This is a genomic window from Alsobacter sp., from assembly GCF_059501845.1.
Window position 1 is genome coordinate 736,235 of record NZ_JCACDK010000001.1, and the last position, 24,838, is coordinate 761,072.

General features: G+C 68.5%; 20 protein-coding genes. 10 read left to right on the forward strand and 10 right to left on the reverse strand.

The genetic code is table 11. The annotated features are described in order from the left end of the window. Window positions 1-81 precede the first annotated feature (81 nt). A complete protein-coding gene (locus AC5JCN_RS03420) occupies window positions 82-300 on the forward strand; it encodes a formate dehydrogenase subunit delta (protein WP_495753593.1) in 219 nt (72 codons plus the stop codon). An 8-nt stretch (window positions 301-308) separates the two neighbouring features. Here the strand turns inward: AC5JCN_RS03420 and AC5JCN_RS03425 are convergent, their stop codons facing one another. Then, window positions 309-674 carry a hypothetical protein gene (locus AC5JCN_RS03425; protein WP_495753594.1) on the reverse strand — a complete coding sequence of 122 codons (366 nt, stop codon included), beginning with the start codon at window positions 672-674 and terminating at the stop codon, window positions 309-311. A 113-nt stretch (window positions 675-787) separates the two neighbouring features. Beyond that, window positions 788-1,771, reverse strand: coding sequence for a LysR substrate-binding domain-containing protein (locus AC5JCN_RS03430; RefSeq protein ID WP_495753595.1), 984 nt, complete (start codon window positions 1,769-1,771; stop codon window positions 788-790). 104 nt (window positions 1,772-1,875) lie between these two features. Here AC5JCN_RS03430 and AC5JCN_RS03435 point away from each other — a divergent pair, with 104 nt between their 5' ends. The 4 genes from AC5JCN_RS03435 to AC5JCN_RS03450 all read left to right on the forward strand — a co-directional run bounded on the left by AC5JCN_RS03435 (window position 1,876) and on the right by AC5JCN_RS03450 (window position 10,606). After that, complete coding sequence (locus AC5JCN_RS03435; RefSeq protein ID WP_495753596.1) at window positions 1,876-3,441, forward strand: trimethylamine methyltransferase family protein; 1,566 nt, start codon at window positions 1,876-1,878, stop codon at window positions 3,439-3,441. A gap of 279 nt (window positions 3,442-3,720) precedes the next feature. Beyond that, a complete protein-coding gene (locus AC5JCN_RS03440; protein WP_495753597.1) occupies window positions 3,721-6,156 on the forward strand; it encodes a GcvT family protein in 2,436 nt (811 codons plus the stop codon). Between the two features lie 83 nt (window positions 6,157-6,239). Then, window positions 6,240-8,684: a GcvT family protein gene (locus tag AC5JCN_RS03445; RefSeq protein WP_495753598.1), complete on the forward strand. Its 2,445-nt coding sequence runs from the start codon at window positions 6,240-6,242 to the stop codon at window positions 8,682-8,684. A gap of 173 nt (window positions 8,685-8,857) precedes the next feature. Then, complete coding sequence (locus tag AC5JCN_RS03450; protein ID WP_495753599.1) at window positions 8,858-10,606, forward strand: hypothetical protein; 1,749 nt, start codon at window positions 8,858-8,860, stop codon at window positions 10,604-10,606. 85 nt (window positions 10,607-10,691) lie between these two features. Here the strand turns inward: AC5JCN_RS03450 and AC5JCN_RS03455 are convergent, their stop codons facing one another. Together AC5JCN_RS03455 and AC5JCN_RS03460 are read right to left on the reverse strand one after the other, a co-directional pair. Then, window positions 10,692-11,285, reverse strand: a complete 594-nt coding sequence (locus AC5JCN_RS03455) for a transglutaminase-like cysteine peptidase (RefSeq protein WP_495753600.1) — start codon at window positions 11,283-11,285, stop codon at window positions 10,692-10,694. Between the two features lie 90 nt (window positions 11,286-11,375). Then, window positions 11,376-13,250 (reverse strand): PAS domain-containing protein, encoded by a 1,875-nt coding sequence (locus AC5JCN_RS03460; RefSeq protein WP_495753601.1) that lies wholly within the window; start codon window positions 13,248-13,250, stop codon window positions 11,376-11,378. A gap of 207 nt (window positions 13,251-13,457) precedes the next feature. Here AC5JCN_RS03460 and AC5JCN_RS03465 point away from each other — a divergent pair, with 207 nt between their 5' ends. From AC5JCN_RS03465 to AC5JCN_RS03485, 5 genes are all read left to right on the forward strand, one after another. Continuing rightward, window positions 13,458-15,734, forward strand: coding sequence for a glycoside hydrolase family 3 N-terminal domain-containing protein (locus AC5JCN_RS03465; RefSeq protein WP_495753602.1), 2,277 nt, complete (start codon window positions 13,458-13,460; stop codon window positions 15,732-15,734). Window positions 15,735-15,796: 62 nt separating this feature from the next. Next, window positions 15,797-16,333 carry a ferritin-like domain-containing protein gene (locus AC5JCN_RS03470; RefSeq protein ID WP_495753603.1) on the forward strand — a complete coding sequence of 179 codons (537 nt, stop codon included), beginning with the start codon at window positions 15,797-15,799 and terminating at the stop codon, window positions 16,331-16,333. 353 nt (window positions 16,334-16,686) lie between these two features. Next, a complete protein-coding gene (locus AC5JCN_RS03475; RefSeq protein WP_495753604.1) occupies window positions 16,687-16,899 on the forward strand; it encodes a hypothetical protein in 213 nt (70 codons plus the stop codon). A 178-nt stretch (window positions 16,900-17,077) separates the two neighbouring features. Beyond that, complete coding sequence (locus AC5JCN_RS03480) at window positions 17,078-17,398, forward strand: hypothetical protein (protein WP_495753605.1); 321 nt, start codon at window positions 17,078-17,080, stop codon at window positions 17,396-17,398. A 44-nt stretch (window positions 17,399-17,442) separates the two neighbouring features. Further along, window positions 17,443-18,474 carry a cysteine synthase A gene (locus tag AC5JCN_RS03485; RefSeq protein WP_495753606.1) on the forward strand — a complete coding sequence of 344 codons (1,032 nt, stop codon included), beginning with the start codon at window positions 17,443-17,445 and terminating at the stop codon, window positions 18,472-18,474. Window positions 18,475-18,661: 187 nt separating this feature from the next. Here the strand turns inward: AC5JCN_RS03485 and cysN are convergent, their stop codons facing one another. From cysN to AC5JCN_RS03515, 6 genes are read right to left on the reverse strand one after another with little or no spacing between them, the layout of a single operon-like run. Beyond that, window positions 18,662-20,593, reverse strand: a complete 1,932-nt coding sequence (cysN, locus tag AC5JCN_RS03490; protein WP_495753607.1) for a sulfate adenylyltransferase subunit CysN — start codon at window positions 20,591-20,593, stop codon at window positions 18,662-18,664. Beyond that, window positions 20,593-21,552, reverse strand: coding sequence for a sulfate adenylyltransferase subunit CysD (gene cysD / locus AC5JCN_RS03495; protein ID WP_495753741.1), 960 nt, complete (start codon window positions 21,550-21,552; stop codon window positions 20,593-20,595). Before cysD ends, cysN begins: the two co-directional genes overlap by 1 nt. A gap of 20 nt (window positions 21,553-21,572) precedes the next feature. Next, complete coding sequence (locus tag AC5JCN_RS03500; protein WP_495753608.1) at window positions 21,573-22,085, reverse strand: DUF934 domain-containing protein; 513 nt, start codon at window positions 22,083-22,085, stop codon at window positions 21,573-21,575. Next, window positions 22,085-22,831: a phosphoadenylyl-sulfate reductase gene (locus AC5JCN_RS03505; protein WP_495753609.1), complete on the reverse strand. Its 747-nt coding sequence runs from the start codon at window positions 22,829-22,831 to the stop codon at window positions 22,085-22,087. Before AC5JCN_RS03505 ends, AC5JCN_RS03500 begins: the two co-directional genes overlap by 1 nt. Next, window positions 22,815-24,482 (reverse strand): nitrite/sulfite reductase, encoded by a 1,668-nt coding sequence (locus AC5JCN_RS03510; RefSeq protein WP_495753610.1) that lies wholly within the window; start codon window positions 24,480-24,482, stop codon window positions 22,815-22,817. The genes AC5JCN_RS03505 and AC5JCN_RS03510 overlap by 17 nt, the downstream gene beginning before the upstream one ends. Window positions 24,483-24,503: 21 nt before the next feature. Beyond that, a complete protein-coding gene (locus AC5JCN_RS03515; RefSeq protein ID WP_495753611.1) occupies window positions 24,504-24,830 on the reverse strand; it encodes a DUF2849 domain-containing protein in 327 nt (108 codons plus the stop codon). Between the last annotated feature and the right edge of the window lie 8 nt (window positions 24,831-24,838).

The following is a 24,838-nucleotide window of genomic DNA, read 5'->3' on the forward strand; positions in this document are numbered from 1 at the left end:
ACCGCGCGTCTCCGGACGCGCTGTTCGGATGGAAACGCGACATAGCGGGTCTGAAGACCCGCGCTCCGGCAGGACAGTTCGATGACGAATGAGCGCATGGTCAGTATGGCCAACCAGATCGCCACCTTCTTCCGCTCCTACCCCCACGCCGTGGCGGTGGAGGGCGTGGAGAGCCACATCCGCCAGTTCTGGGAAAGGCGCATGCGCACCCAGCTGCTCGACCACATCGCCCATGGCGGCGAGGGCCTGGACCCGCTGGTCATCGAGGCGGCGCAGGGACTGAAGCCAAAGGCGGCCTGACGACCCGCTCAGCGGGCGCCGGGCACGAGCGGCCCCTGGCCTACGCCGTAGTCGCAGGACTGTTTTCGCTTTTCGAGTTTGTCCCGTAGCCTCGCCAGCTGCGCCAGGGAGTCCGCCGGCATGCCGCAAGCCGTGCCGGTTCTCTTGAACTCGGCGATCAGCGCATCCGTGCTCGCGAGCAGTGGCCTCGTCTCGCAGAAGGGCGGCACGACCGCCCCATATCCGTTGATGTTGTCGAGCAGTTCATGGTGCCGCCACAGCAGTTTCCTGGTCTGCGTGCAGTCTGTCGCCTGGGCGGGCTGCGTAATGGCCCCGGCTGCCAGAAACAGGGCAAGGAGTGGGAACAATCGCTCCACCAGCGTCAGGCTCGGCATGACGGACATCCTGTGTCTGGGGGAGCTCCCCAGAGCTAGGACCGCTCACAGGCCTCTGAAAGCCGGTTTAATGCGTATGGCCGATCGGTCGCGGGCGAACCACGGCAGCTTTCTCACCGCGCGTCGGCAGTGACGTGGCCGCGCCGCCTGACCCTCGCGATCCCTCCCGTAAGAACCGGATCCGTCGCGATCTCGTCTAAGAGCCAGCTGCGGAAGCGCGAGACGGCGGGCTCCTCCGCCTCGGCCTCGCGGCAGACGAGGTACCAGCGCGCCGGCTGGCGGGCGGCGATGGAGAAGGGCTGGACGAGGCGGCCCGCCTTCAGGTCCGCCGAGGCGAGGAAATGCGGGACCACGGCTACGCCGCGGCCCTCGGCTGCGGCCTCGATGACCAGCAGGTAGCTGTCGAAGCTGGCGCTCGAGGCCGGCACGATCCCGCCGATGGCGGCTGCCCCGGCCCATGTCGTCCAGTCCTCGTTGGCGGGGTGGACGACGAGCCTGTGGTGGCGGCCGAGATCGCGAGGGCTCGTCAACGGCACCGGCCCGTCGACGAGGCTGGGGCTGCAGACCAGCACGAGGTCCGCCTCGAAAAGCGGCGTGTAGTGGCGGCCGGGCCTGTCCGGCGTCGTCGTGCAGATCATGCCGAGATCGGCGAGCGCCGGGTCGTACTCCCAGTCCATCTGGCTGGCGTTGACCTTCAGCAGGACGTCGGGACATGCTTTCTGGAAGGAGTGCAGCCTCGGCATGAACCAGCGTACGGCCACCGTGATGTAGACCTGGATGGTCAGCTCCCGCCGGCCACCGCGCAGCAGCAGTTCGGCCCCCTGCGCGATGCGGCCGAAGCCGTCGCGGACATAGGGGAAGAGCTGCCTTCCGCCCTCGGCGAGTTCCACGCCGCCCCCCGTGCGGCGGAACAGCGCCTGGCCGAGGACGGCCTCGAGCTGGGCCACCTGGTGGCTCACCGCGGAAGGCGTGATGCCGAGCTCCGCCGCAGCCCGCCTGAAGCTGTTGTGGCGCGCTGCCGCCTCGAACGCGCGCAGCGCGGTGAGCGGCACACGGCCGAGTACACCGGAGGCGGGGAGGGGGTGAACGGAATTCATCTCGGCATGAGGAAGCTTCGCTTGCCGGTTTTGGCGCGATCCGGTCACATCCCACCATGGCGGAGCCTCCCGGGCAATCGCCTGCGACGCCATGGCGAGGCACGATGAGCGAAATTCAGGTCGACAAGGGGCGCAGGGGCGGGCGCGAGGCGCGGGTCGCGGCACGGTCGCGACCGCTCACCGAGGATATGCGCCCGATCCGTCCCGGCATGCCGGGTGGCCGCTTCCGTCCCCTGGCGGATGCGGACGTTCTGCGCATTCACAACGCCGCCCTGGACGTGCTGGAGCAGATCGGCTTCGCCGACGCCATCCCGAGCTGCGTCGAGGTGATCACCGCCGCGGGCGGCGTGATGGGCGATGACGGCCGCCTGCGCTTTCCGCGCTCGCTGGTGGAAGACATGGTTGCAAGGGCAGCCCGGCGCTTCGTCCTGCACGGGCAGGATTCCCGGCACGACATGGAGCCCTGGGGATCCAACGTCTATTTCGGAACCGCCGGGGCGGCGGTGAACGTCGTCGATCCCGTCACCGGGGATTACCGCGAATCGACGGCCGCCGACCTCTATGATTGCGCCCGGCTGGTCGACGCGCTCGACAACATTCACTTTTTCCAGCGCACGAATGTCTGCCGCGAGATCCCCGACCCCTACGAGATGGATCTCAACTCCTGCTACGCCTCGGTCGCCGGCACGACGAAGCATGTCGGCACGAGCTGGGTGCACCAGCGCCATGTCGAGGACAGCCTGGAAATGCTGCACATGGTGGCGGGCGGTGAGGAGAAGTGGCGCGCCCGGCCCTTCGTCAGCCAGTCCAACTGCTTCGTCGTCCCACCGCTGAAATTCGCCGAGGATGCATGCCGCTGCCTCGAGGCTGCGGTGCGCGGCGGCATGCCGGTGCTGCTGCTCTCCGCCGGCCAGGCCGGGGCCACCGCGCCGGCCGCGCTTGCTGGAGCGGTGGTGCAGGCCGTGGCCGAGTGCCTCGCCGGCATCGTCTACGTCAACGCTATCCGGCCGGGCGCGCCCGCCATCTTCGGCACGTGGCCCTTCGTGTCGGATCTGCGCACGGGCGCCATGTCCGGCGGCAGCCCGGAGCAGGCGTTGCTGTCTGCGGCCTGCGGACAGATGGCGCAGTTCTACGACCTGATCGGCGGGACGGGAGCCGGCATGTCCGACTCCAAGCTTCTCGACGCGCAATTCGGTGCCGAGGAGGCGCTGAACCTCGCGCTCGTCGGCAATGCCGGGACCAATCTCGTCTACGAGGCGGTCGGCATGCATGCCAGCCTGCTCGGCGTCTGCAAGGCGTCTCTCGTCGCCGGCAACGACATCATCGCCTCCGTCCAGCGCACGATGAAGGGGATCGACGTCAGCGACGAGGCCCTGTCGGTGGAGACGATCCGCGCCACCTGCGTCGGCGGCCCGGGGCACTATCTCGGCTCGGAGCAGACGCTGAGCCTGATGCAGCGCGACTACGTCTACCCCGTCGTCGGCGACCGCTGGAGCCCCAACGAGTGGAACGAGAAGGGCCGGCCGGACTATGTCAGCCGCGCCGTCCGCCGGACCGAGGACCTGTTGCGCCGCCATCATCCCCGCCACATCGACCGCTCCATCGACGACCGCATCCGGCAGCGCTTCCCCATCAAGCTCGACCGGGCGCACATGGGGGACATGGCGTGAATGCGTTGTCGCCTCGCGAGGAGCGCAGCGACGCGCCAACCCGACTTCCGACGACGCTCGAAAGGGCGCATGTGAGGGCCGCAGCGTGAGTGTGCGTGTCATCCCCGGCGCGCCGCAGGCGCGGGAAGGGGATCCAGCGCGTGCCTCCCGGCTCGTCGCTCCTGCGCTGCTTGTGCCCGAAACGGGCTCTGGATCCCGGTCCCGGCCTGCTTGGCAGGCCGCCGGGGATGACAAGCCAGGCAATTGTCCTGACCAGACGAAGGGAACGGGAGCGTGCCCATGAGCGAGCGAGCGAAGGTCGTCGTCATCGGGGGCGGAGCCGTCGGGGCGAGCGTTCTCTACCATCTCGCACTTCGCGGCTGGACGGACGCCATCCTCGTCGAACGTGACGAGCTGACCACGGGCTCGACGTGGCATGCGGCGGGGAACTGCCCGAATTTCTCGACCAACTACAACGTCATCAAGCTGCAGCGCCACTCGACGGCGCTCTATGCGCGGCTGGCCGAGGAGGTCGACTACCCCATCAACTACCATGTGACCGGGTCCATCCGGTTGGCGCATTCGCGGGAGCGAATGGACGAGTTCCGGCATGTTGCCTCCATGGCGCAGGCGCAGGGTATCGACTTCCGCGTGCTCTCCCCGGAACAGGCGCGCGACCTCTATCCCTTCCTCGAGCTGCACGACCTGCAGGGCGCGCTCTGGGACCCGCTGGACGGCGACATCGACCCGAGCCAGTTGACGCAGGCCTTCGCCAAGGGTGCCCGTGACCGGGGTGCGCGGGTGCGGCGCTTCGTCGACGTGGTCGGGCTCGACTGCGCGCCTGACGGCGGCTGGATCGTCAGGCTGAAGGCGAAAGACGGCAGCGAGAGCGAGATCGCCTGCGACACCGTCGTCAACGCGGCGGGGTACCGGGCGGGCGAGGTGATGAAGCTCGTCGGCCGTCGCCTGCCGATCGTCGCCATGTCGCACCAATACCTCGTCACCGAGCCGGTTGCCGCGTTGACCGGCCGGGAGCAGAAGCTGCCGCTGCTGCGCGACCCGGATTCCAGCTACTACCTCCGCCAGGAGCGCGACGGCCTGCTGCTCGGCCCCTACGAGGCCAAGGCGACCCTCCACTGGCAGGACGGCATTCCCGACGACTTCGCCAGCCAGCTCTGGCCCGACGATCTCGAGCGGCTGGAGTGGTATATCGAGGACGCCATCGCCCGCGTCCCGATCCTCGGCACGGCCGGCGTGCAGCGCGTCATCAACGGCCCGATCCCGTATTCGCCGGACGGCAACCCCTATATCGGCCCGGTCCGTGGCCTGCCCGGCTTCTTCCAGTGCTGCTGCTTTTCGTTCGGCATCGCCCAGGCTGGCGGGGCAGGGCGGCTGGCAGCCAACTGGATCGTCGACGGCCGGCCGGAATGGGACATCTGGGCTCTCGATTCCCGCCGCTTCAGCGACTACGCGACGACGACCTACACCGCCGACCGCGCCACGGAGCTCTACCGGCGCGAATACGCCATCGCCTTCCCGGTGGAGGAATGGCCCTGCGGGCGGCCCGCGCGCGTCACCACGCTCTACGAGCGGCTTGCCGCGAAGGGCGCCCGCTTCGGCGCGCGCGGCGGCTGGGAGCGGGCCGTTTGGTTCGCGGCGGAGGGAGACGATCCCGATCCCGCCCCGAGCTTCCGCCGGCCAGCCTGGCACACGGCGGTTAGGCGCGAGGTCGAGGCCGTCTCGCAGCGCGCGGGCATCATGGACATGGGCGGCTTCACCAAGCTCGTCGTGTCCGGCGCGGGCGCGGAGGCCTTCCTCGACCGGTTCCTGTGCGGAAAGCTGCCGGGGCTCGGGCGCGTGGTGCTCACCTGGGCGCTGGACGAGGCCGGGGGCATCGTCAGCGAGTTCACGGTGACGCGGATCGGCGCCCAGCGCTTCTACCTCTGCAGCGCCGGTTCTGCGCACGAGCACGACCGGCAATGGCTGGAGGCAGCGCTGCCGCGCGATGGCTCCGTGCAGGTGGAGGACATCTCCGCCCAGTGGGGAACGCTGGTGCTGGCGGGGCCGGCGTCGCGCGCGATCCTCGGTGCGGTCACGCCCGATCCGCTGCATAATGCCGCTTTTCCCTGGTTGTCCGCGCGCGAGATCGAGATCGGCTATGTCCGGCCGCTCGCCATCCGCATCGGATATGTCGGCGAGCTTGGCTGGGAACTGCACCTGCCGCTCGCGGCGCTGCCTCGGGTCTACGATGCCCTGTGGACGGCGGGTGAGCCGCACGGGCTTACGGATTTCGGCGTCTACACCATGGACAGCCTGCGGATCGAGAAGGGCTATCGCGGATGGAAGGGCGACATCACGCGGGAATACACGCCGCTGATGGCGGGCTTCGACCGTTTCGTCGCATTCGGCAAGGGCGAGTTCACCGGGAAAGCGGCGCTCCTCGCCGAGCGAGAGAAGGGCCCGCGCGAGCGGCTCGTACTGCTGGCGCTGGACGAGGCGGGCGACGCCGACGCCCCGTCCTGCTCGACCGTCTGGAAGGACGGCAGTCGCGTCGGCATCGTCGCCACCTCCGCCTTCGGCCATCGCACCGGTAGGAGCCTGTCGCTCGCCTATGTTCCGCCGGCGCTGACGACGACCGGCACGGCGTTCCAGGTCGAGATCTGCGGCGAGCTGAAAGGCGCGACGGTGGTGCCCGATCCGCTCTACGATCCCGCCAACGAGCGCCTGAGGGCGTAGTTGCGGAGCGCGCGTCTCCAGACGCGCCTTTCAGCCAAGATGCGGGTCTGAAGACCCGCGGTCCAATACACGCAGAGGCACCCATGGCCGAGCTTCCCACCCACGCCCGCGTCGTCGTCATCGGCGGGGGAATTCTCGGCTGCTCGACGGCCTACCACCTCACCAGGATGGGCGTGAAGGACGTGCTGCTGCTCGAGCGCAAGCAGCTCACCTCGGGCACGACATGGCACGCAGCGGGGCTCGTGAGATCATCGCAGTACACGCAAAACCTCACAAAGCTCTCGAAGTACACGGTAGACTTGTACACGGGGCTGGAGAAGGAGACCGGGCAGGCCACGGGCTTCGTCCAGCCCGGCTCGATCACCATCGCCACCAACCCGGAGCGCTGGGACGAGGTGCAGCGCGCTGCCGCCATGCTGCGCAGCTTCGGCGTCGTGGCCGAGGAGATCTCGCCGCGCGAGGCGCAGGAGAAGTGGCCGCTGATGTCGATCCACGACGTCATCGGCGCCTACTGGTACCCGCATGACGGCAAGTGCAACCCGATCGACACGTGCATGGCGCTGGCCAAGGGCGCGCGCATGGGCGGGGCGCGCATCGTGGAGAACTGCAAGGTCGAGCGTGTGCTGGTCGAGAACGGCCGCGCCGTCGGCGTGGAGACCGAGCAGGGCACCGTCAAGGCCGAGATCGTCGTCAATTGCGCGGGGATGTGGGCCCGCGCCATCGGCCTTCAGGCCGGCGTCGACATCCCGCTGCAGGCTTGCGAACATTTCTACATCGTCACTGATCCGCTGGACGGAATGCATGCCGGCCTGCCCGTCATGCGCGACATGGACCATTGCGCCTACTACAAGGAGGATGCCGGGAAGCTGCTCCTCGGCGCCTTCGAGCCCAAGGCCAAGCCCTGGGCGCTGGACGGCATCCCCGAGGACTTCGCCTTCGGCGAACTGCCCGAGGACTTCGACCACTTTGCGCCGATCCTCGAGGACGCCATGCGGCGCGTGCCCTCGCTGCAGACCGTCGGCATCCGCAAGTTCTTCAACGGGCCGGAGAGCTTCACCGCCGACCAGCGCTACATCCTCGGCCCCGCTCCCGAGGTCCAGAACTTCTTCGTGGCTGCCGGCTTCAACTCTATCGGCATCCAGTCGGCCGGCGGCGCCGGCATGGCGCTCGCGCACTGGATCGTCGAGGGTGAGCCCCCCTTCGACCTGTGGGACGTGGACGTTGCCCGCCTCTTCCCGCACCAGAACGCAAAGAGCTTCCTCGTGCCGCGCGTCTCGGAGGCGCTGGGGCTCCTCTATGCGATGCACTGGCCGTTCCGGCAGTACGAGACCTCGCGCGGCGTTCGGCGGTCCAGCCTGCACGAGCGCCTGACGGAGGCGCGCGCCTGCTTCGGCGAGGTGGCGGGCTGGGAGCGGCCGAACTGGTACGCGCTGCCCGGCGAGGAGCCTGTGTACCGTTACTCCTGGGGCCGGCAGAACTGGTTCGAGGCGTCCCGGCAGGAGCACATGGCCGTGCGCGAGGCCGTGGGCCTGTTCGACCAGTCGTCTTTTGCCAAGTTCGTGGTGAAGGGCCGCGATGCCATGAAGGTTCTGAACCGGCTCGGCGACGCGGAGGTGGACGTGGCTCCCGGCCGTGTCGTCTACACGCAGTGGCTGAACGGGAAGGGCGGCATCGAGGCCGACCTCACCGTCACCCGCGTCGCGGAAGACGAGTACCTTGTCGTGACGGCTGCCGCCACGCAGCTGCGAGACCGCCGCCACCTGGAGAAGGGAATCGGCGAGGACGATCGCGCGGCGGTCGTCGACGTCACGTCCGGTCTGGCCACGCTCGGGCTGATGGGGCCGAACTCGCGCGCGCTGCTGGAGAAGGTTTCGGGGGAGGATCTCTCCAATGCGGCCTTCCCGTTCGGGACCAGCCGCATGATCGTCATCGGGGCGGCGGCGGTCCGGGCGACGCGCATCACCTATGTCGGCGAACTCGGCTGGGAGCTCTATGTGCCGACCGAGTTCACGCTGGCCGTCTTCGACCTGCTGGTGGAGGAGGGCAGGGCATTCGGGCTGCGCCTGGCGGGCTATCACGCCATGAACAGCCTGCGCATGGAGAAGGCCTACCGCCACTGGAGCCACGACATCACGCCCGAGGATACGCCGCTCGAGTCGGGGCTGGGCTTCTGTGTCGCGTGGGACAAGGCCGGCGGCTTCGTGGGCCGGGACGCGCTGCTGCGCCAGCGGGACCAGGGCGTGAGCCGGCGTCTCGTCCAGTTTCTCGTCGAGGACCCGGAGCCGCTGGTCTATCACGACGAGCCCATCTGGAAGGACGGCGCCATCGTCGGGCGCCTGACCTCCGGCATGTACGGCCATGCGCTGGGCGGCGCGGTGGGGCTGGGATACGTCCCCGTCGCCCCCGGCGAGGGTTCGGCAGCCCTTCTGGGCTCGCGATTCGAGATCGAGATCGGCGGGCGAATCGTTCCCGCAAGGGCTTCACTGAAGCCCCTCTACGATCCCTCCTCGTTGCGGATCCGGGCCTGAGCGAACCGTTCCAGCTGGAGCGCCGCGGACTTCGGATGTGGCCGCGAAGACTCATTCGCGGCCCATCGCCGAGGTTGACCTAGGTATGCAACCGGGGGTCGCTAAAGTTAACCACTCATAAACTTCTGGATGAAAAGTCATGGGTATCGACGAGCTGATCGGAGTTGCCGCCCATGACGAGACCCTTCCTGTTGAGCGCGCTTGGAGGCGTCGCGATTTCGACCCTTCTGGCCGTGGGAACCGGCGCAGCGGCACCGGCGGACACGATTTCCGCGACCGCCCTGGCCGAGATCGAGAAGACGATCTGCCGCAAGGTCCCCCTGGATGCGGCCTCGAACGAGCCGATCCGCTATCGCCGCGGAACCTGCGCGCCTGGATACGTGGAGCTGGCTTTCGACAACCCCGCGTCGGTGACGCCAGCGCCGTTTGAGTTTGGTTTCGGCTCGGCCGCTCCTTCTTCCGGAGCCACGGCCTCCGCGGCGCCTGCCGCGACCGCCGGCGGTGTCCGCGACGTGACGGCCACGGCCTCCACCACCGGGGGCTCGTCGGGCAAGCAGCTCTGCCGCCGCATCCCGACGGCGCCGGGCCAGCGCATCGTGACGCGCCTGTTCCAGAACGGCTGCCCGTCCGGCTTCGCAGCGGTCACCGAGGATGCCCCTGCCGCGGCATCGGCCGCCGCTGTGCAGCCCTACGAGCCCGGTCCAAGCGCTTACGCCGCGCCCCTCACGGGCCCGGGCCGGTCAGCGCCGGACGTCCGCACCACCGCATCGTCGGCGAGCGGGAGCGGCAAGCAGCTCTGCCGCCGCATTCCGACAGCGCCGGGGCAGCGCATCGTCACGCGCCTGTTCGAGAACGGATGCCCCAGCGGCTTTGCCGCGGTCAGCGAGGATGCGCCGGCGGCTGCTGCGGCCTCTGGGGTCCAGCCCTACGAGCCGGGTCCGAACGCCTACGCCGCGCCAATCCCGGGCCCCGGCCGGTCAGCGTCTGACGTGCGCACCACCGCGTCGTCGGGCGGCGGCTCGGGCAAGCAACTCTGCCGCCGCATTCCCACCGCGCCCGGACAGCGGGTCGTCACGCGGCTCTTCCAGAATGGCTGTCCCGCCGGCTTCGCCTCGGTGAGCGAGGATACCCCTGCGGTCGTTGCCGGCGTGCAGCCCTACGAACTCGGATCGGGCCGTTCTGACGGCTCATTCGGGCCGGAGCCCCAGTACACGGTTCGCGAGGTGACGACGACCGGATCCACCGGCCGCGGCACCGGCCGCTCGTTCTGCAAGGTCGCGCCGGGACGGCGCGGCGGCGGCGAAGCCCGGCTCCGCCTCTACGAGGGTGGCTGCCCCGGCGGCACCATCGAAGTCGAGATCGACGATCCCCAGTACACCGGGACGATCGGCGGCGGATGGGGCCATGTCGGCGTGGGCAGTGGCGGCTCGACGTCGCAGCCTCCCGCCTCGAACCCCGGTACCAGCCGGCCTCCGTCCGGTAACCCCGGCACGCCGGGTGACCCCGGCACGCCGGGCAACCCTGGCACGCCGGGCAACCCTGGCACACCGGGCAACCCTGGCACGCCGGGCAACCCTGGCACACCGGGCAACCCCGGCACACCTGGCAACCCTGGCACACCTGGGAACCCTGGCACGCCGGGCAACCCCGGCACGCCGGGCAACCCCGGCACACCGGGTAACCCCGGCACACCGGGTAACCCTGGCACGCCGGGCAACCCTGGCACACCGGGCAATCCTGGAACTCCCGGCACCCCCGGACAGCCGGGCAATCCGGGCGGCGGGCACCATGGGGGCGGTGGTCACTGCGGCTGCGGTGGAAAGAGCGCCAGCGCGTCGTCCTCGGCGACCACGAGCAGCTCCGGCGGCACGGCGAGCGCGTCGGCCAGCAGCTCGGCCTCGGTCTCCGTCAGCTCCAACTGATATCGGTGGGCTTCGGCCCGCCTAGCATGAAGTAGGCCGGATCGGCGTTATGCCGGTCCGGCCTTCTTCGTTGGAGCGGGGTTCGTCAGAGCCGGTTCCAGATCCATGTGTCGGTCGGCGACTGGATCTTCTCCCAGCGGTACGAGACGCTGCGCCACGGGCGCACGCTATCGTCCAGATTGTCGAGCACGTAGTCGCCCTGGTCGGTCCGGACCACCAGGACCGCGTGCTGTTCACCGCTCCACAGCCGAACGATGGCGACCAGGGCCGCACTGGATGGCAGGCCGGCTTCCAGAAGCCGCTGGCGCTTGGTCAGCACGTAGTCCTTGCAGTTCCCGGCCTTCGCATCGACCCGCCATTTGCCAATCCCGGGTGCATCCCGGTCCGCGACCGGGATGATGGCGCGGTTGACGGCGACCGTGACCGCCTGAAGCTCGGAGAAGAGTTCCGGCGTCGCCCGCACGGCCCCGTCGCCCGTACGCGGCTTGCGGCCAGCGCGCGGGCGGCACACGGACGGCGTCGACACGCACAGCTCGTAATAGCCCACCGGGATCGGCACCGGCTCGCGCAGCGTAATCGAGGTGGAGGGCGCTATGCCTGCGGCACCGGCGGCTTCAGCGCTTCCAGCGAACCCTGTCGCGATGAGAGCGGCAAGGGCGAGACTTGATGCAACCCGCATGAATTCGACTCCGGACTTTCAACCGGAAGGTCTCATCGCGGGTTTAAAATCAGGTCCGGAAAGTCCGTCGAATTTAAGCGTGTTTTTTTGTCACTCGCCTGCTGCGGTTGCAGCGACCCACGGCAGCGCAGCCTCGAGCCTCCACGTCACGCCGGTGGGCGCGGGATTCCACGTGGCCTGGCCGTGAACGGCGCGCGAGACGATGAGCTCCGTGACCACGCGCCCGAAGCCGCGTTGCTGGACCATCTCCGGACGGACCGGTGGTCCGCCACTCTCGCGCCATTCGAGAACGAACCTGTCCTCCTCGCCCGCACCGCCGGGCTCGACGCGCCATTCGATGTCGACGCGGCCTCCGCCGTTGGACAGCGCCCCGTATTTGAGGGCGTTGGTGGACAGCTCATGCAGCGCCATGCCGATGTTCTGGGCTGCCGCAGGCAAGAGCAGCAGCGCTGGCCCGCGCTGGACGACGCGGCTGCCCAGCATTTCGGGATAGTGGCCCAGCTGCGAGGAGACGAGGTCTCCGATACCCGCGCCGCTCCAGCCTTCCCGGGCCAGGATGTCATGCGATTGGGCGAGGCTCTTCAGACGCCCTTCGAACGAGGCGAGAAACTCGTCGACGGTCGCGACCCGCCCCCGGGAATGGCGCGCCATGCCCTGGATGACCGCCAGCAGGTTCTTCGACCGGTGCGCCAGCTCGAGCATCAAGGTCTCGACCTGGTTTTCCCGCTGCTTGCGATCGGTGATGTCGATCGAGACGCCGACGAGGCCGGCTACCGTCCCGTCCTCGCCGAGCACTGGCTCGACGCGCTTGTGCCACCACATCTCCCGGCCATCGATGTCGACGCGCATGTCGCACTGGCGCGACTGGCCGGTCGCAAGGACCTCGTCCTTAAGAGCGATCGTGGGTCCGGCGACATCCGGCGGCAGCAATTCCTCGTCGCGCAGACCGACCGCCTCGTCACGGCTACGGCCCCAGCGCGCCTCGCTGATGAACGTGTAGCGGCGCTGGGCGTCCTGGGCGAAGACCACGATCTGCGCGGCGCGCGTCACCACCTCGAAGCGATGAAGGGACTCAGCGAGGGCGCGGTTCAGCGCAGCCAGCCGCCGGTCCGACGCCGTGCGTTCCGTGGTTTCCAGGCAGATGACGCCGATGCCGGTCGCTTCGCCCGTCTGGTCCTTCACCGGGTAGAACAGCTCGTTCCAGGTCCTGACGACACCCGGCGCCTTCGCCGTCTCGCCCTCCAGCTCGAAGTCGATGACAGGCTCCCCGGTTTCGAGCACACGCCGCAACAGCGGCTCGGCCACGGAACGGGCGTCGGGCACGATGTCGAAGATATTTCGCCCGACATGCTCGGCGACACTGAAGCCGTTCAATTCGGCCAGGGCCTCGTTGATGCGGACCACGCGGAGGTCGCGGTCGAGCATCTGCAGACCGACCGGCGCCGCGCTGTAGAGGGCTTCCAGTTCGGCCAGCTGCGCGCCGATGCGTTCCCGGCTCTCGACAAGCTCGCGCTCGGCCGCCTCGACATCCGTGACGTCCTGGCCGGTGGTGATGACGAGGCGGCGCCCGTCGCCCTGCGTGTAGGGCTCGGAGCTGAACAGGCGCCAGCGCCGGTGCACGCCCGCGGAGGTCCAGATGTCGATCACCTTGCCGAGCTGGGCCACGCCGGACCGGTACGGCTCCAGAGCGTCCGAGAGGACGCTGTCCCGTTCACTGTCGGGCACCCGCCTGAGGAGGCGCAGCCAAGCCGTCGCGTCGGGCACGTCCGCCAGGCTGTAGCCGGTCATGGAGACGAAGGAATGGTTGACGTCCAGGATGGCGCCGTCGACGTCGTGCAGGATCATGGGCAGAGGCGAGTGCGCGAACGCGGCACGCCAGATGGCCGGCTCGCCCGGATGGCCGGTCGTTTCCGCTCCATCTACGGGTTCTGCCGTCTGGCGGCTCTCCGCCGTCTGGTGCTTCATGGGATCGACGTCGCCTCCGGCGGGGCGGTGATGGCGAGAAAGTGAGTGGCCGTTCTCATTTCTACCGCATGGCAGTGTAACCCGTCGGTCGTGCTCAGGTCCATGCGCCCCCGCCATGCTGGCGGCTTTACCGTGACCATTCACCGCTGTGGGCGCATAATGCCCGTTCGGCCCGCCCGTCCTTCCGTCAGCCTTTTCGCGAGTCCCATGAGCTTCGACGTCGCCAGACTGCCGCGCAGCATCGCCCTCACGCTGTCTCTTGCTCTCGCCGCGGCTTCGCCACCGGCCAAGGCGGAGACGGCGAGCCCACGCGTCGAAGCGCTTCTCGCGCGCATGACGCTGGAAGAGAAAGTGGGTCAGCTGAACCTAGTATCCGGCCACCACGCCACCACGGGTCCCTACACCCGGTCGGACGTGAAGGAGGCGATCCTCGCCGGGCAGGCGGGCGGCCTGTTCAACGTCTACGGCGCCGAATACACCCGCGGCCTGCAGGACCTCGCCGTCAACAAGACCCGCCTCGGCATTCCGTTGCTGCTCGGCTTCGACGTGCTGCATGGCTATCGCACCATCTTCCCGATCCCGCTCGGGCAGGCCGCCAGCTGGGACATCGGTGCCATCGAGGGGGCTGAGCGGGTTTCCGCGCGCGAGGCTTCGGCCGCGGGCGTCAACTGGGTCTACGCCCCGATGGTGGACGTGACCCGTGATCCACGATGGGGACGCGTGGCGGAGGGGTCCGGCGAGTCCGCCTGGCTCGGAGCCAGGATCGCCGCCGCCCGGGTGCGCGGCCTGCAAGGCAAGTCGCTCGCCGACAACGACACGGTGGCCGCCTGCGTCAAGCATTTTGCCGGAAACGGCGCAACCGAGGCCGGCCGCGACTACTCTGCCGCCGACCTTTCCGAGAGGGCGCTGCGCGAGACACAGCTGCCGCCGTTCCAGGCCGCCGTTGAAGCCAAGGTCCGCTGCGTGATGGCAGCCTTCAACGCGGTCGACGGCGTTCCAGGCGTCGCCAATGCCCGCCTGCTGCGGGACGTGCTGCGCAACGAGTGGGGCTTCGGCGGTGTCGTGGTGAGCGATTTCGGCGCTGTCGAAGAACTGACCGTGCACGGTGTCGCCGAGGATGGCGCCGATGCCGCCGACCAGGCGTTCCGTGCCGGTACCGACATCGACATGGAGAGCCGGACCTATCTCACCCAGCTGCCGCAACTGGTGCGCGACGGTGCAGTGCCGATTGCGGAGCTGAACGACTCCGTCCGCCGCATCCTGACGCTGAAGGAGGAGCTCGGGCTCTTCGACAATCCCTATGGTCGCTCCAACGAGAGCCGGGAGAGCGCGATCCTCGATCTCGCCGTGCACCAGGAGAAGTCTCTCGATCTCGCCGAAAAGTCGCTCGTGCTGCTGAAGAACGACCGCCAGACCCTGCCTTTCGCGCCAGGCGCGCAGCGGATCGCGGTCATCGGGCCGCTCGCCGACTCAAAGCCGGACACGCTGGGCTCCTGGGCCGCCCACGGCGATCCGGAGGCGGCCATCACCGTCATCGACGGGATCAGGCAGGTGGCGGGGGAGGATGCCGACATCGTCTCGGCGACCGGCGGTTCGATCGACCGCTCGTCGCCCGCCGACATCGCCGCCGCCGCGAAGCTCGCGGCCAGCGCCGACCGTGTGGTGCTGGTGCTCGGCGAGCGCTCCACGCAGAGCGGGGAGGCGGCCAGCCGGTCGAACATCGATCTTCCCGGCGACCAGATGGCATTGGCGCGGGCGGTGATGGCGACGGGAAAGCCGGTCGCCGTGGTACTGATGAACGGACGCCCGCTGACGATCGAGGATCTGGACCGGGAGGCGCCGGCGATCCTGGAAGCGTGGTATCCGGGCAGCCGCGGCGGCCTGGCCGTCGCCCGCGTCCTTTTTGGGCTCTCCGAGCCGAAGGGACGCCTGCCCATCACCTTCCCGCGCTCGGTGGGGCAGATCCCCATCTACCACGACGCTCGCCCGACCGGCCGTCCTGCGGGCGAAACGCCCAAGCCCTACACCAGCACCTATATTGACCAGGCTCCGACGCCGCTCTACCCGTTCGGCTATGGCCTTACCTATACGAGCTTCTACATCGGCCCGCCGCGGGTCGACACGGCGTCGCTCGGACCGGCCCAGACCGCCACTGTGAGCGTCGACGTGATGAACACCGGCGAGCGCGAGGGCTCGACCCTGGTGCAGCTCTACATCCGGCATCACATCGCTCGCGTCTCGCGGCCGGTCCGCGAGCTGCGCGGCTTTGCCCGGGTGGCTCTCAAGGCCGGCGAAGTGGGAACGGTGAAGATGCCGCTGACGGCGGCGGACCTCGCCTTCTGGCAGCCCGACGGGCGCTTCGCGCCGCCGGTGGCCGGGGCGGTGGACGTGATGGTGGGCCCGGATTCACGCAGCCTGCGGGGCACGGTCCTGCCATTCCGTTTCCGCGACGTCACGCCGCGCGAGGCCATGAACCGCAACTGATTCAGCGAGGGAACATCCCGTCGCTGGGGCCGTTCTGGGCCCAGCGAAACAGGAGAACCCCCATGAGCGCGAGCTACAGCAGCACGGGCGCAGGCGACACCGCCCGCTCGCTCTTCGTCGACGGCGCCATCAACATCCACTCCGTCGAAAAGGAAGCGGAGCAGATCATCGAGCGGCAGCTCGATCGCGTCACAAACTACCCGGAGGTCGCCGCGCGGTTGCGCCAGCACCTCGATGAAACGCGCCAGCAGATGCAGCGCATCGACCGCATCCTCGAGAGCATGGACGAGGGCCGCTCCGCCCTGAAGGACACGGCGATGAAGCTGATGGGCAACCTGGCCGCCATGGCCCATGCCCCCGCCAGCGACGAGATCCTGAAGAACAGCTTCGCCAATCTGGCCTTCGAGAACTACGAGATCGCGGCCTACAAGTCGCTGATCACGCTGGGCGAGGAAGCGGGCTTCAACCGCGAGGTCGAGGTTCTGCGCGAGTCGCTTCGCGAGGAGCAGGACATGGCGCGCTGGATCGACGAGCACATCGACGATGTCACCCGGCAGTACCTCGCCCGTTCGGCGAGCGGCGAAAAGGCGGATCGCTGATCTAAATTCCGGCAAAACGGACGGAATTTCGATTCCGTCCGTTTTCCCGGACGAATTAGTTGACAAAATCACTAGACAGCTTAGCGTTGAGTTGTGCCCGGGAGATGCGCTCCCGGCCACCGCGGCAATTTGAACGAGCAGCTTGCGCCGCGTCACCAACCGCTAAAGCGCCACGACACCGTCGTGGGCTCCCTTTACTGAGGACGACCATGACGAACCCCATCGCAGACAGGCACGCAAACGGCAGGTGCAGCACGGCTGCCACGGGATGCTGTCGGCAAAGCTGACGCCGCGACGCATGCAGCATTCCGAACTCCCAGCGAAGCATCGCAGGACGATGCCGGAGAACCGTCATGCCTGACGCCTACGTGATCGAGATCGACGACAACGCGGCCGGTATCGTTGCCCGCCAACCCGGCGAGCGGCACTACAGCTTCTACGCCTCGGACGCCCTGTACCGGCCCTTGGAGAGCACCAGCTTCGCCAGTGTGGCCGCCGCACAGAAAGCCGCTGCCCGCCTGCGAAAGGAAGCCAGGCCGGGGCCGCAGCAGGTGAGGGCCGCCTGACACCCTACCACCCTCGACGGATCCTCCCCGAGGGCTACTGGCCTCGGCCGTTCACCCGGCCGGGGTTTTTTACATTCCTTTTCGTGTAATACAAATCTGCCCACGACTGGATGTGAAATACTTGTCAACCGATCCCGGACATGTATATTGTGTCTTCAACGAGCGCGTGGAGAACGCCATGTCGGATGCCGGTTTGATCGTCGCGAAGCGCACACCGCATCCAGCGGGAGACGTGAAGCGCTGGCTCGGCGATCGGCTCGACGGCTTCGTGCGGTACTTCCTCTCCGAAGGCTTGCGTGCGGACGCATTCATCGTCTCCGCTGCCACAGACACGCTCGGCGTACTCGTGCGGCGCTGGGATCTCTACGTCTTCACGGTCGGGGAAGGGCAGTCGTCCGCTCTGGACGGCCGGGCCTTCGCGTCGACGAACGAGGCGCTCGCGCTGCTGGCGGAAACCACGTCTGACCAGGTGTCCTTGCAGCCCGTCTGGTACAGCTGATAAGCGTCGGCCTGTCCGCAAAGGACTGGCTGGGTCAGGTTTTCATGAACATCCGCAACGGTATCGTCGAGGCGATCGGCAACACGCCGCTGATCGCGCTCAAGGGCCCTTCCGAGCTCACGGGCTGCAACATTCTCGGCAAGGCCGAGTTCATGAACCCCGGCCAGTCGGTCAAGGACAGGGCCGCCCTCTTCATCATCAATGACGCGGTCGAGCGGGGCGAGCTTCGTCCCGGCGGCGTCATCGTGGAGGGTACGGCGGGCAACACCGGCATCGGCCTCGCGCTCGTCGGCAATGCGCTGGGCTTCCGCACCGTCATCGTCATCCCCGAGACCCAGTCTCAGGAGAAGAAGGACATGCTGCGGCTGGCGGGTGCCGAGCTCGTCGAGGTGCCGGCTGTTCCCTACGCCAACCCCAACAACTACGTGAAGGTGTCGGGCCGCCTCGCGGCTGAGCTGGCCCTCACCGAGAAGAACGGTGCCATCTGGGCCAACCAGTTCGACAACGTCGCCAACCGACAGGGCCATGTCGAGACGACGGGTCCCGAGATCTGGGAGCAGACGGACGGAAAGGTCGACGGGTTCGTCTGCGCGGTCGGCACCGGCGGCACGCTCGCCGGCGTCGGTATGGCGCTGAAGGCGCGAAATCCGAACGTCACGATCGGGCTCGCTGATCCGCTCGGAGCGGCGCTGTACAGCTTCTACACGACGGGCGAGCTGAAATCCTCGGGCTCGTCGATCACTGAAGGCATCGGCCAGGGCCGCATCACGGCGCAGCTGGTCGACGCGCCCATCGACGTCGCCTTCCAGATCCCGGACGAGGAGGCAGTGCCTATCGTCTTTGACCTCCTGGAGAAGGAAGGCCTTTGCCTCGGCGGCTCGTCTGGCATCAACGTCGCCGGCGCAATCAGGCTGGCTCGCCATCTCGGCCCCGGCCACACGATCGTGACGATCCTGTGTGACTACGGCACGCGCTACCAGTCGAAGCTCTTCAACCCCGAGTTCCTGCGCTCCAAGGGGCTTCCGGTCCCCGCCTGGCTCGAGCGTCGGGCGACGGTAAAGCCGCCACTGGAGTAGGCGAGGCAGCTTTCGCCCTGGCGTGAGACCACTCCCATTTTGCCAGCGAAGCGAAGCAACCCAACGCCCGTTTTCACCATCCGATACCAGCGACGGGGTTGCTTCGTCGCTGCGCTCCCCGCAATGACGTTAGCCGGTGAGCATGCGCGCCGCCTTCTTCCGCAAGGCGGGAAAAGGCCGTTGAGCCCTAAAGACCCGCCGAGTCGATGGCCGTCTCGGGTTCCGCGAGGATCCGGCGGCGGATGTCGGCGACGAGTTCCTCAGCGAGTTCGGCGGCGGACTCCATGCCGGCGTGCAGCACGAGTTCTGGTGCGAGGGGTGCCTCGTAGTCCTGACCGACCCCGGTCAGGTTGACGATACGGCCCTCGCTGGCGCGCGCGTAGAGCCCCTTGGGGTCGCGCTCCCGGCAGATCTCCAGCGGCGTGTCGATGTGAACCTCGACGAACGTGCCGGCCGGGAAGCGCGCGCGCACGGCATCGCGGTCCGAGCGGAACGGGGACACGAGCGCCACGAGCACCACAAGGCCCGCATCCGCCATCAGGCCGGCCACGGCGCCGGTGCGGCGCACGTTCTCCGCGCGTGACGCAGGGTCGAAGCCGAGGTCGCGGTTGAGGTCCTGGCGGAGATTGTCGCCGTCGATCAGCATCGTGTGGTGGCCGAGCGCGTGCAGCCGGCGCTCGGCCATGTTGGCGATGGTGGATTTGCCGGAGCCGGGCAGGCCCGTGAGCCAGACCACCAGCGGCCGCTGGCCCTTCTGAGCGGCGCGTGCCCGGCCGTCGAGGTCGTGGGCGTGGCGGTGCACCTGAGTCGCGGCGTCGAGACCCGCCTCGATCATGCCGGCGGCGAGCGTGCCGTTCTCCTGCCTGTCGATCAGGATGAAGGCGCCTGTCGCGCGGTTCTCCTCATAGGGATCGAACGCGATGGCGCCGGCCGTCTCGAACTCGGCCAGGCCAATCTCGTTCAGCGCCAGCGAGGATGCCGGGCTCGTGGCGAGGCTTTCGACGTCGATGCGGTGGCGAAGCGCCGTGACCGTGGCCGGCACGGTGCGGGCGCCCGACTTGAGGAGGTAGGTCCGCCCGACATGCAGCGGCTGCTCCGCCATCCACACGAGCCGGGCCGAGAAGCGGCTGGACACCGTCGGGCGGCGCTTGGCCTCCACCAGCATCTCGCCGCGCGGCGCGTCGAGCTCGTCGGCGAGAACGAGGGTCACGGCGTCGCCCGGTCCGGCCTCGGCGAGGTCGCCATCCATGGTCGCGATGCGGGCCACGCTGGTGTGGCGGCCCGAGGAGGCGACGACGACCGGGTCTCCCGGCCGGACGCGGCCGCTCGCGACGGTGCCGGAGAAGCCGCGGAAGTCGAGGTTGGGACGGTTCACCCACTGGACCGGGAAGCGGAAGGGGAGGTCGCCCTCCTCGTCCGCGACGTCCACGCGCTCCAGGTGCTCCAGCAGCGTCGGGCCGGAATACCAGGGCGTGTTGGCGCTGCGCGCGACGACGTTGTCGCCGAAGCGGGCCGAGAGCGGCACGGAGACGATGCCGGTGAAGCCGAGCCCTGCGGCAAAGGCGCGATACTCGGCCTCGATCGCCTCGAAACGCGTCCTGTCGAAGCCGACGAGGTCGATCTTGTTGATGGCGAGAACGACGTTCCGGATGCCGAGCAGCGAAGCGATGATGCTGTGGCGCTTGGTCTGGGTGAGCACGCCCTTGCGCGCGTCGATCAGCAGGATGGCGACATCGGCGGTCGAGGCACCGGTCGCCATGTTGCGCGTGTACTGCTCGTGCCCGGGAGTGTCCGCCACGATGAAGGAGCGCTTCGGCGTCGCGAAGAAGCGGTAGGCGACGTCGATGGTGATGCCCTGCTCGCGCTCCGCCTCCAGCCCGTCGACGAGAAGCGCGAGGTCGATGTCCTCGCCCGTCGTGCCGTGGCGGCGGGAGTCTTTCTCCAGGGCCGCCATCTGGTCGTCGAAGAGCGCCTTGGCCTCGTAGAGCAGGCGGCCGATCAGGGTCGACTTGCCGTCGTCCACGGAGCCGCAGGTCAGGAAGCGCAACAGACCCTGCCGGGCCGCGGCGCGGGCCAGCGGAACGGGGCGGGCCGCAGAGGCGGGGATAGGAGCACCCATCAGAAATAGCCCTCGCGCTTCTTGCGCTCCATGGAGGCCTGCTCGTCCTTGTCGATGACGCGGCCCTGCCGTTCCGACGAGCGTGCACCGAGCACCTCGGCGACGACCGCTTCCAGCGTATCGGCGTCGGACTCGACGGCGCCCGTCAGCGGATAGCAGCCGAGCGTCCTGAAGCGGACGCGCAGCATCTGCGGTGTTTCGCCCGGGTGGAGGGGGAGCCTGTCGTCGTCGACCATGATGAGCGCGCCGTCGCGCTCCACCACGGGACGCTCCTTCGCCAGATAGAGCGGCACGACGGGGATGTCCTCGGCCAGGATGTAGGCCCAGATGTCCGCCTCGGTCCAGTTCGACAGCGGGAAAACCCGCATCGACTCGCCCTTGTGCAGGCGGGTGTTGAACACGTTCCAGAGTTCCGGCCGCTGGTTGCGCGGTTCCCAGACATGGCCGGCGCTGCGGTGAGAAAAGATACGCTCCTTGGCGCGGCTCTTTTCCTCGTCGCGGCGCGCACCGCCGAAGGCGGCGTCGAAGCCGTGCCGGTCCAGCGCCTGGCGGAGCGCCTCGGTCTTCATCACCTGCGTGTGCACGGCCGATCCCGACGCGATCGGGTTGATGCCGCGCGCCAGTCCGTCCTGGTTAGTGTGCACGATCAGGTCGACGCCGAGGCGGCGGGCCGTCTCGTCCCGGAAGGCGATCATCTCGCGGAACTTCCAGGTCGTGTCGATGTGCATCAGCGGAAAGGGCAGGCGGCCCGGCCAGAAGGCCTTCACCGCCAGATGCAGCATCACCGCCGAGTCCTTGCCGATGGAGTAGAGCATCACCGGATTGGCGAACTCGGACGCCACCTCCCGGATGATGTGGATCGACTCCGCCTCCAGCCGGGCCAGATGCGGCGTCAGCCGCGGGCCCGGGCCCGGGAGGAGTTGGCCTGCGGTCTGGAGCGCGGAGGGGGCGGTGAGCATCATGTCGGTCCCGTCCTCGTTCACGCCCGCGACACGCGCAGCCAGGGCCGCGTGCCTTCGGGCACCGCCTCGCCGCCGCGGGCCGAAGGCTGGTAGTGGACGCCCACGCCATGCACGCGGCCCTCGGCCAGCGCCCGGCGGGTCGGTTCGTTCGTCACGTCGAAGCTGTCGACCCCGCAGCGGATCATCAGCGGGATCTGGTCGCGCAGGACGTCGCCCACGGCGCGGATCTCGCCGCGAAAGCCGTGACGCTCGCGCAGCAGCGCGGCGTTGGAGTAGTTGCGGCCGTCGGTGTAGCGCGGAATGCGCAGAACGATCAGGGAGAAGCGCGGCAGGTCGTGCTCCAGGCCCTCGAGATCCTCGCCCGACTCCAGCACGATCCCCAGCGGGCCGTTGCGGCCGATCAGTTCGTCACGGCTTGCGAGAAAGCGTGCCTTGCCGACGGCCACCGCGCCGTCGCCCGGCACCGGGTCGTCAGCGCCGGGATAGGACCACTCGTCCGCGACGAAGGCGCCGTTCTTGTAGAGCGCCATCATGCGCCTCCGATGCTGGATGCCGCGGCGCTCCGGTGAATGCCGCATTCGGTCTTGCCCTGGCCACGCCAGCGGCCGGCACGCGGATCCTCGCCCTCGGCGACGGGCGTCGTGCAGGGGGCGCAGCCGATCGAGGGATAGCCGCGCGCCACGAGGGGGTGGCGGGGCAGGTCGTGCCGGGCGAGGTAGGCGAGGACGTCCGACGCCGTCCAGGAGGCGAGGGGGTTCACCTTGATGCGCGTGCCATCCGCCTCGAAGGTCGGCAGCGCCGCGCGCGTCCCCGCCTGGAAGCGCTTGCGGCCGCTGATCCAGGCATCAAACCCATCAAGGGCCTGTTCGAGCGGCTCGACCTTGCGGAAGCCGCAGCACGCGTCGGGGTCAGCCGCGAAGAGCGCGCCGAAGGGGTCCTTCGCGTCCTCGTCCTGTTGCGACGTAGCGACGGTGCGCACGCCGGTCAGCCCGAGCCTCTCCACCAGTGCGTCGCGATAGGCGAGCGTCTCGGGGAAGAGGCGGCGAGTGTCGACGAAGATCACGGGCAGGGCCGGGTCGATGTCCGCAGCCATCTTCAGCAGCACGGCGCTGTCGGCGCCGAAGCTCGTGACCAGCGCGGTCCGGCCGGTGAACAGCGTCCGGGCAGCGATAGCGAATACGTCCTCCGCTGCGAGGTGCCCGTGGGCTGCCTCCAGCGCCGCGGCCGTTGCCACGGCAGCCGGGGAGACCGGAAGGGGCTCAGGCTGCCTCTGCATAAAGGGCCTCCCGGAATGGCGCCTCGCCAAGACGGCGGAAGGCCTGGAGGAAAGTCTCCTCCGGGCTCGTCCGCAGCTTCAGGTAGGTGTCGACGACGACCTCGACCGCGTCGACGATCTCGGCCGTCGAGAAGCCCTTGCCGACGATCTCGCCGATCGAGCAGGTTTCGTCGCCGGAGCCGCCGAGCGTGATCTGGTAGAACTCCTCGCCCTTCCGCTCCACGCCGAGAATGCCGATGTGGCCGACGTGGTGATGGCCGCAGGCGTTGATGCAGCCGGAGATCTTGATCTTTAGGTCGCCGATTTCCTGCTGGCGCTTGGCGTCGCCGAAGCGTTCGCTGAGCCGCTGGGCCAGCGGGATCGAGCGGGCGTTGGCGAGCGCGCAATAGTCGAGGCCGGGGCAGGCGATGATGTCGGTCACCAGCCCGGCATTCGCCGTGGCAAGGCCGGCGCGCTGCAGTTCGGCGTAGACCGTGGGAAGATCGTCAAGCTTCACGTGGGGCAGCACGAGGTTCTGCTCGTGGCTGACGCGGGCCTCGTCGAACGAGTAGCGTTCGGCAAGGTCGGCAACGACCTCCATCTGCTTCGAGCTGGCATCGCCGGGCACACCGCCGATGGGCTTCAGCGAAACCGTCACGCAGCCATAGCCGGGCTGGCGGTGGGCGAGCACGTTGCGGGTGATGAAGTCGGCGAAGCCGGGATCGACGGCGCGTGCATTCTCCAGCACCTCGGAGCGGGCAGGGAGTGTCTCGAAGGCGGGCGGGGCGAAATACGCCCCGATCCGGTCGATCTCCTCGCGCGGCAGCTCCAGCGGCACGCCGTCGGCCTTGATGGCGGCGTACTCCGCCTCGATCTCGTCGCGGATCTCGGCATGACCGGTCTCGTGCACCAGGATCTTGATGCGGGCCTTGAACTTGTTGTCGCGCCGGCCGTGCTGGTTGTAGACGCGCAGAATGGCCGTGCAGTAGGCGAGCAGCTCGCGCTCCGGCAGGAAGTCGCGCAGCTTGATCGCAACCATCGGCGTGCGGCCCTGGCCGCCACCGACGAAGACGGCAAAGCCGATCTCGCCCGCCTCGCTGCGCTTCACCTCGAGCCCGATGTCATGGACCTGAATCGCCGCGCGGTCGTTCGGCGCGCCGGTGACGGCAATCTTGAACTTGCGGGGGAGGTAGGTGAACTCGGGGTGGATCGAGGACCACTGCCGCAGGATCTCGGCGAAGTGCCGGGGATCGGCGATCTCGTCGGCCGCCGCGCCCGCGAAGTGGTCCGCCGTGACGTTGCGGATGCAGTTTCCCGACGTCTGCAGGCAGTGCATCTCGACTTCGGCGAGATGCTCAAGGATGGCCGGCACGTCCTTCAGCGCGATCCAGTTGAACTGCAGGTTCTGGCGCGTGGTGAAGTGGCCGTAGTCGCGGTCGTAGGTGCGCGCGATGAAGGCGAGCTTGCGCAGCTGTCGCGAGGACAGCGTGCCGTAGGGGACGGCGATGCGCAGCATATAGGCGTGAAGCTGCAGGTAGACGCCGTTCATCAGCCGCAGTGGCTTGAACTGGTCTTCCGTCAGCTCGCCGGACAGGCGCCGGGCCACCTGGTCGCTGAACTCCTGCGTCCTTTCCTGGACAAAGCGGCGGTCGAACTCGTCGTAGCGATACATGGCGGTGCTGTCCGGTTCGGTTCAGGCGGCGGGGCGCGCGGCGGGGAGTATTTTGGACGATCCCGTGGTGGGACCGGTGGTGCGGATGAGCTCGCGCAGGCGGGTCGGGCGCCACGCGCCGTCCTCCTGCGCCACTTCGACCATGTAGGGATCGACGACGATGTTCGCTTCCTGGTCGCGCATCGCGGCGGCCAGCAGCGTCTCGCCCTCCTCAGCGGTCATGGCGATCTCGGCGTGGTTGACGTCGGGCACCCAGGTGCCGTCCGCGGCCCGGAAGACGACCCGGCCGGTGTCCGCCGTGTTGGCCGTCACCGCCTGTGCCGCGGGGGACTTCGGCTTCTTCATCATGGTCGGTG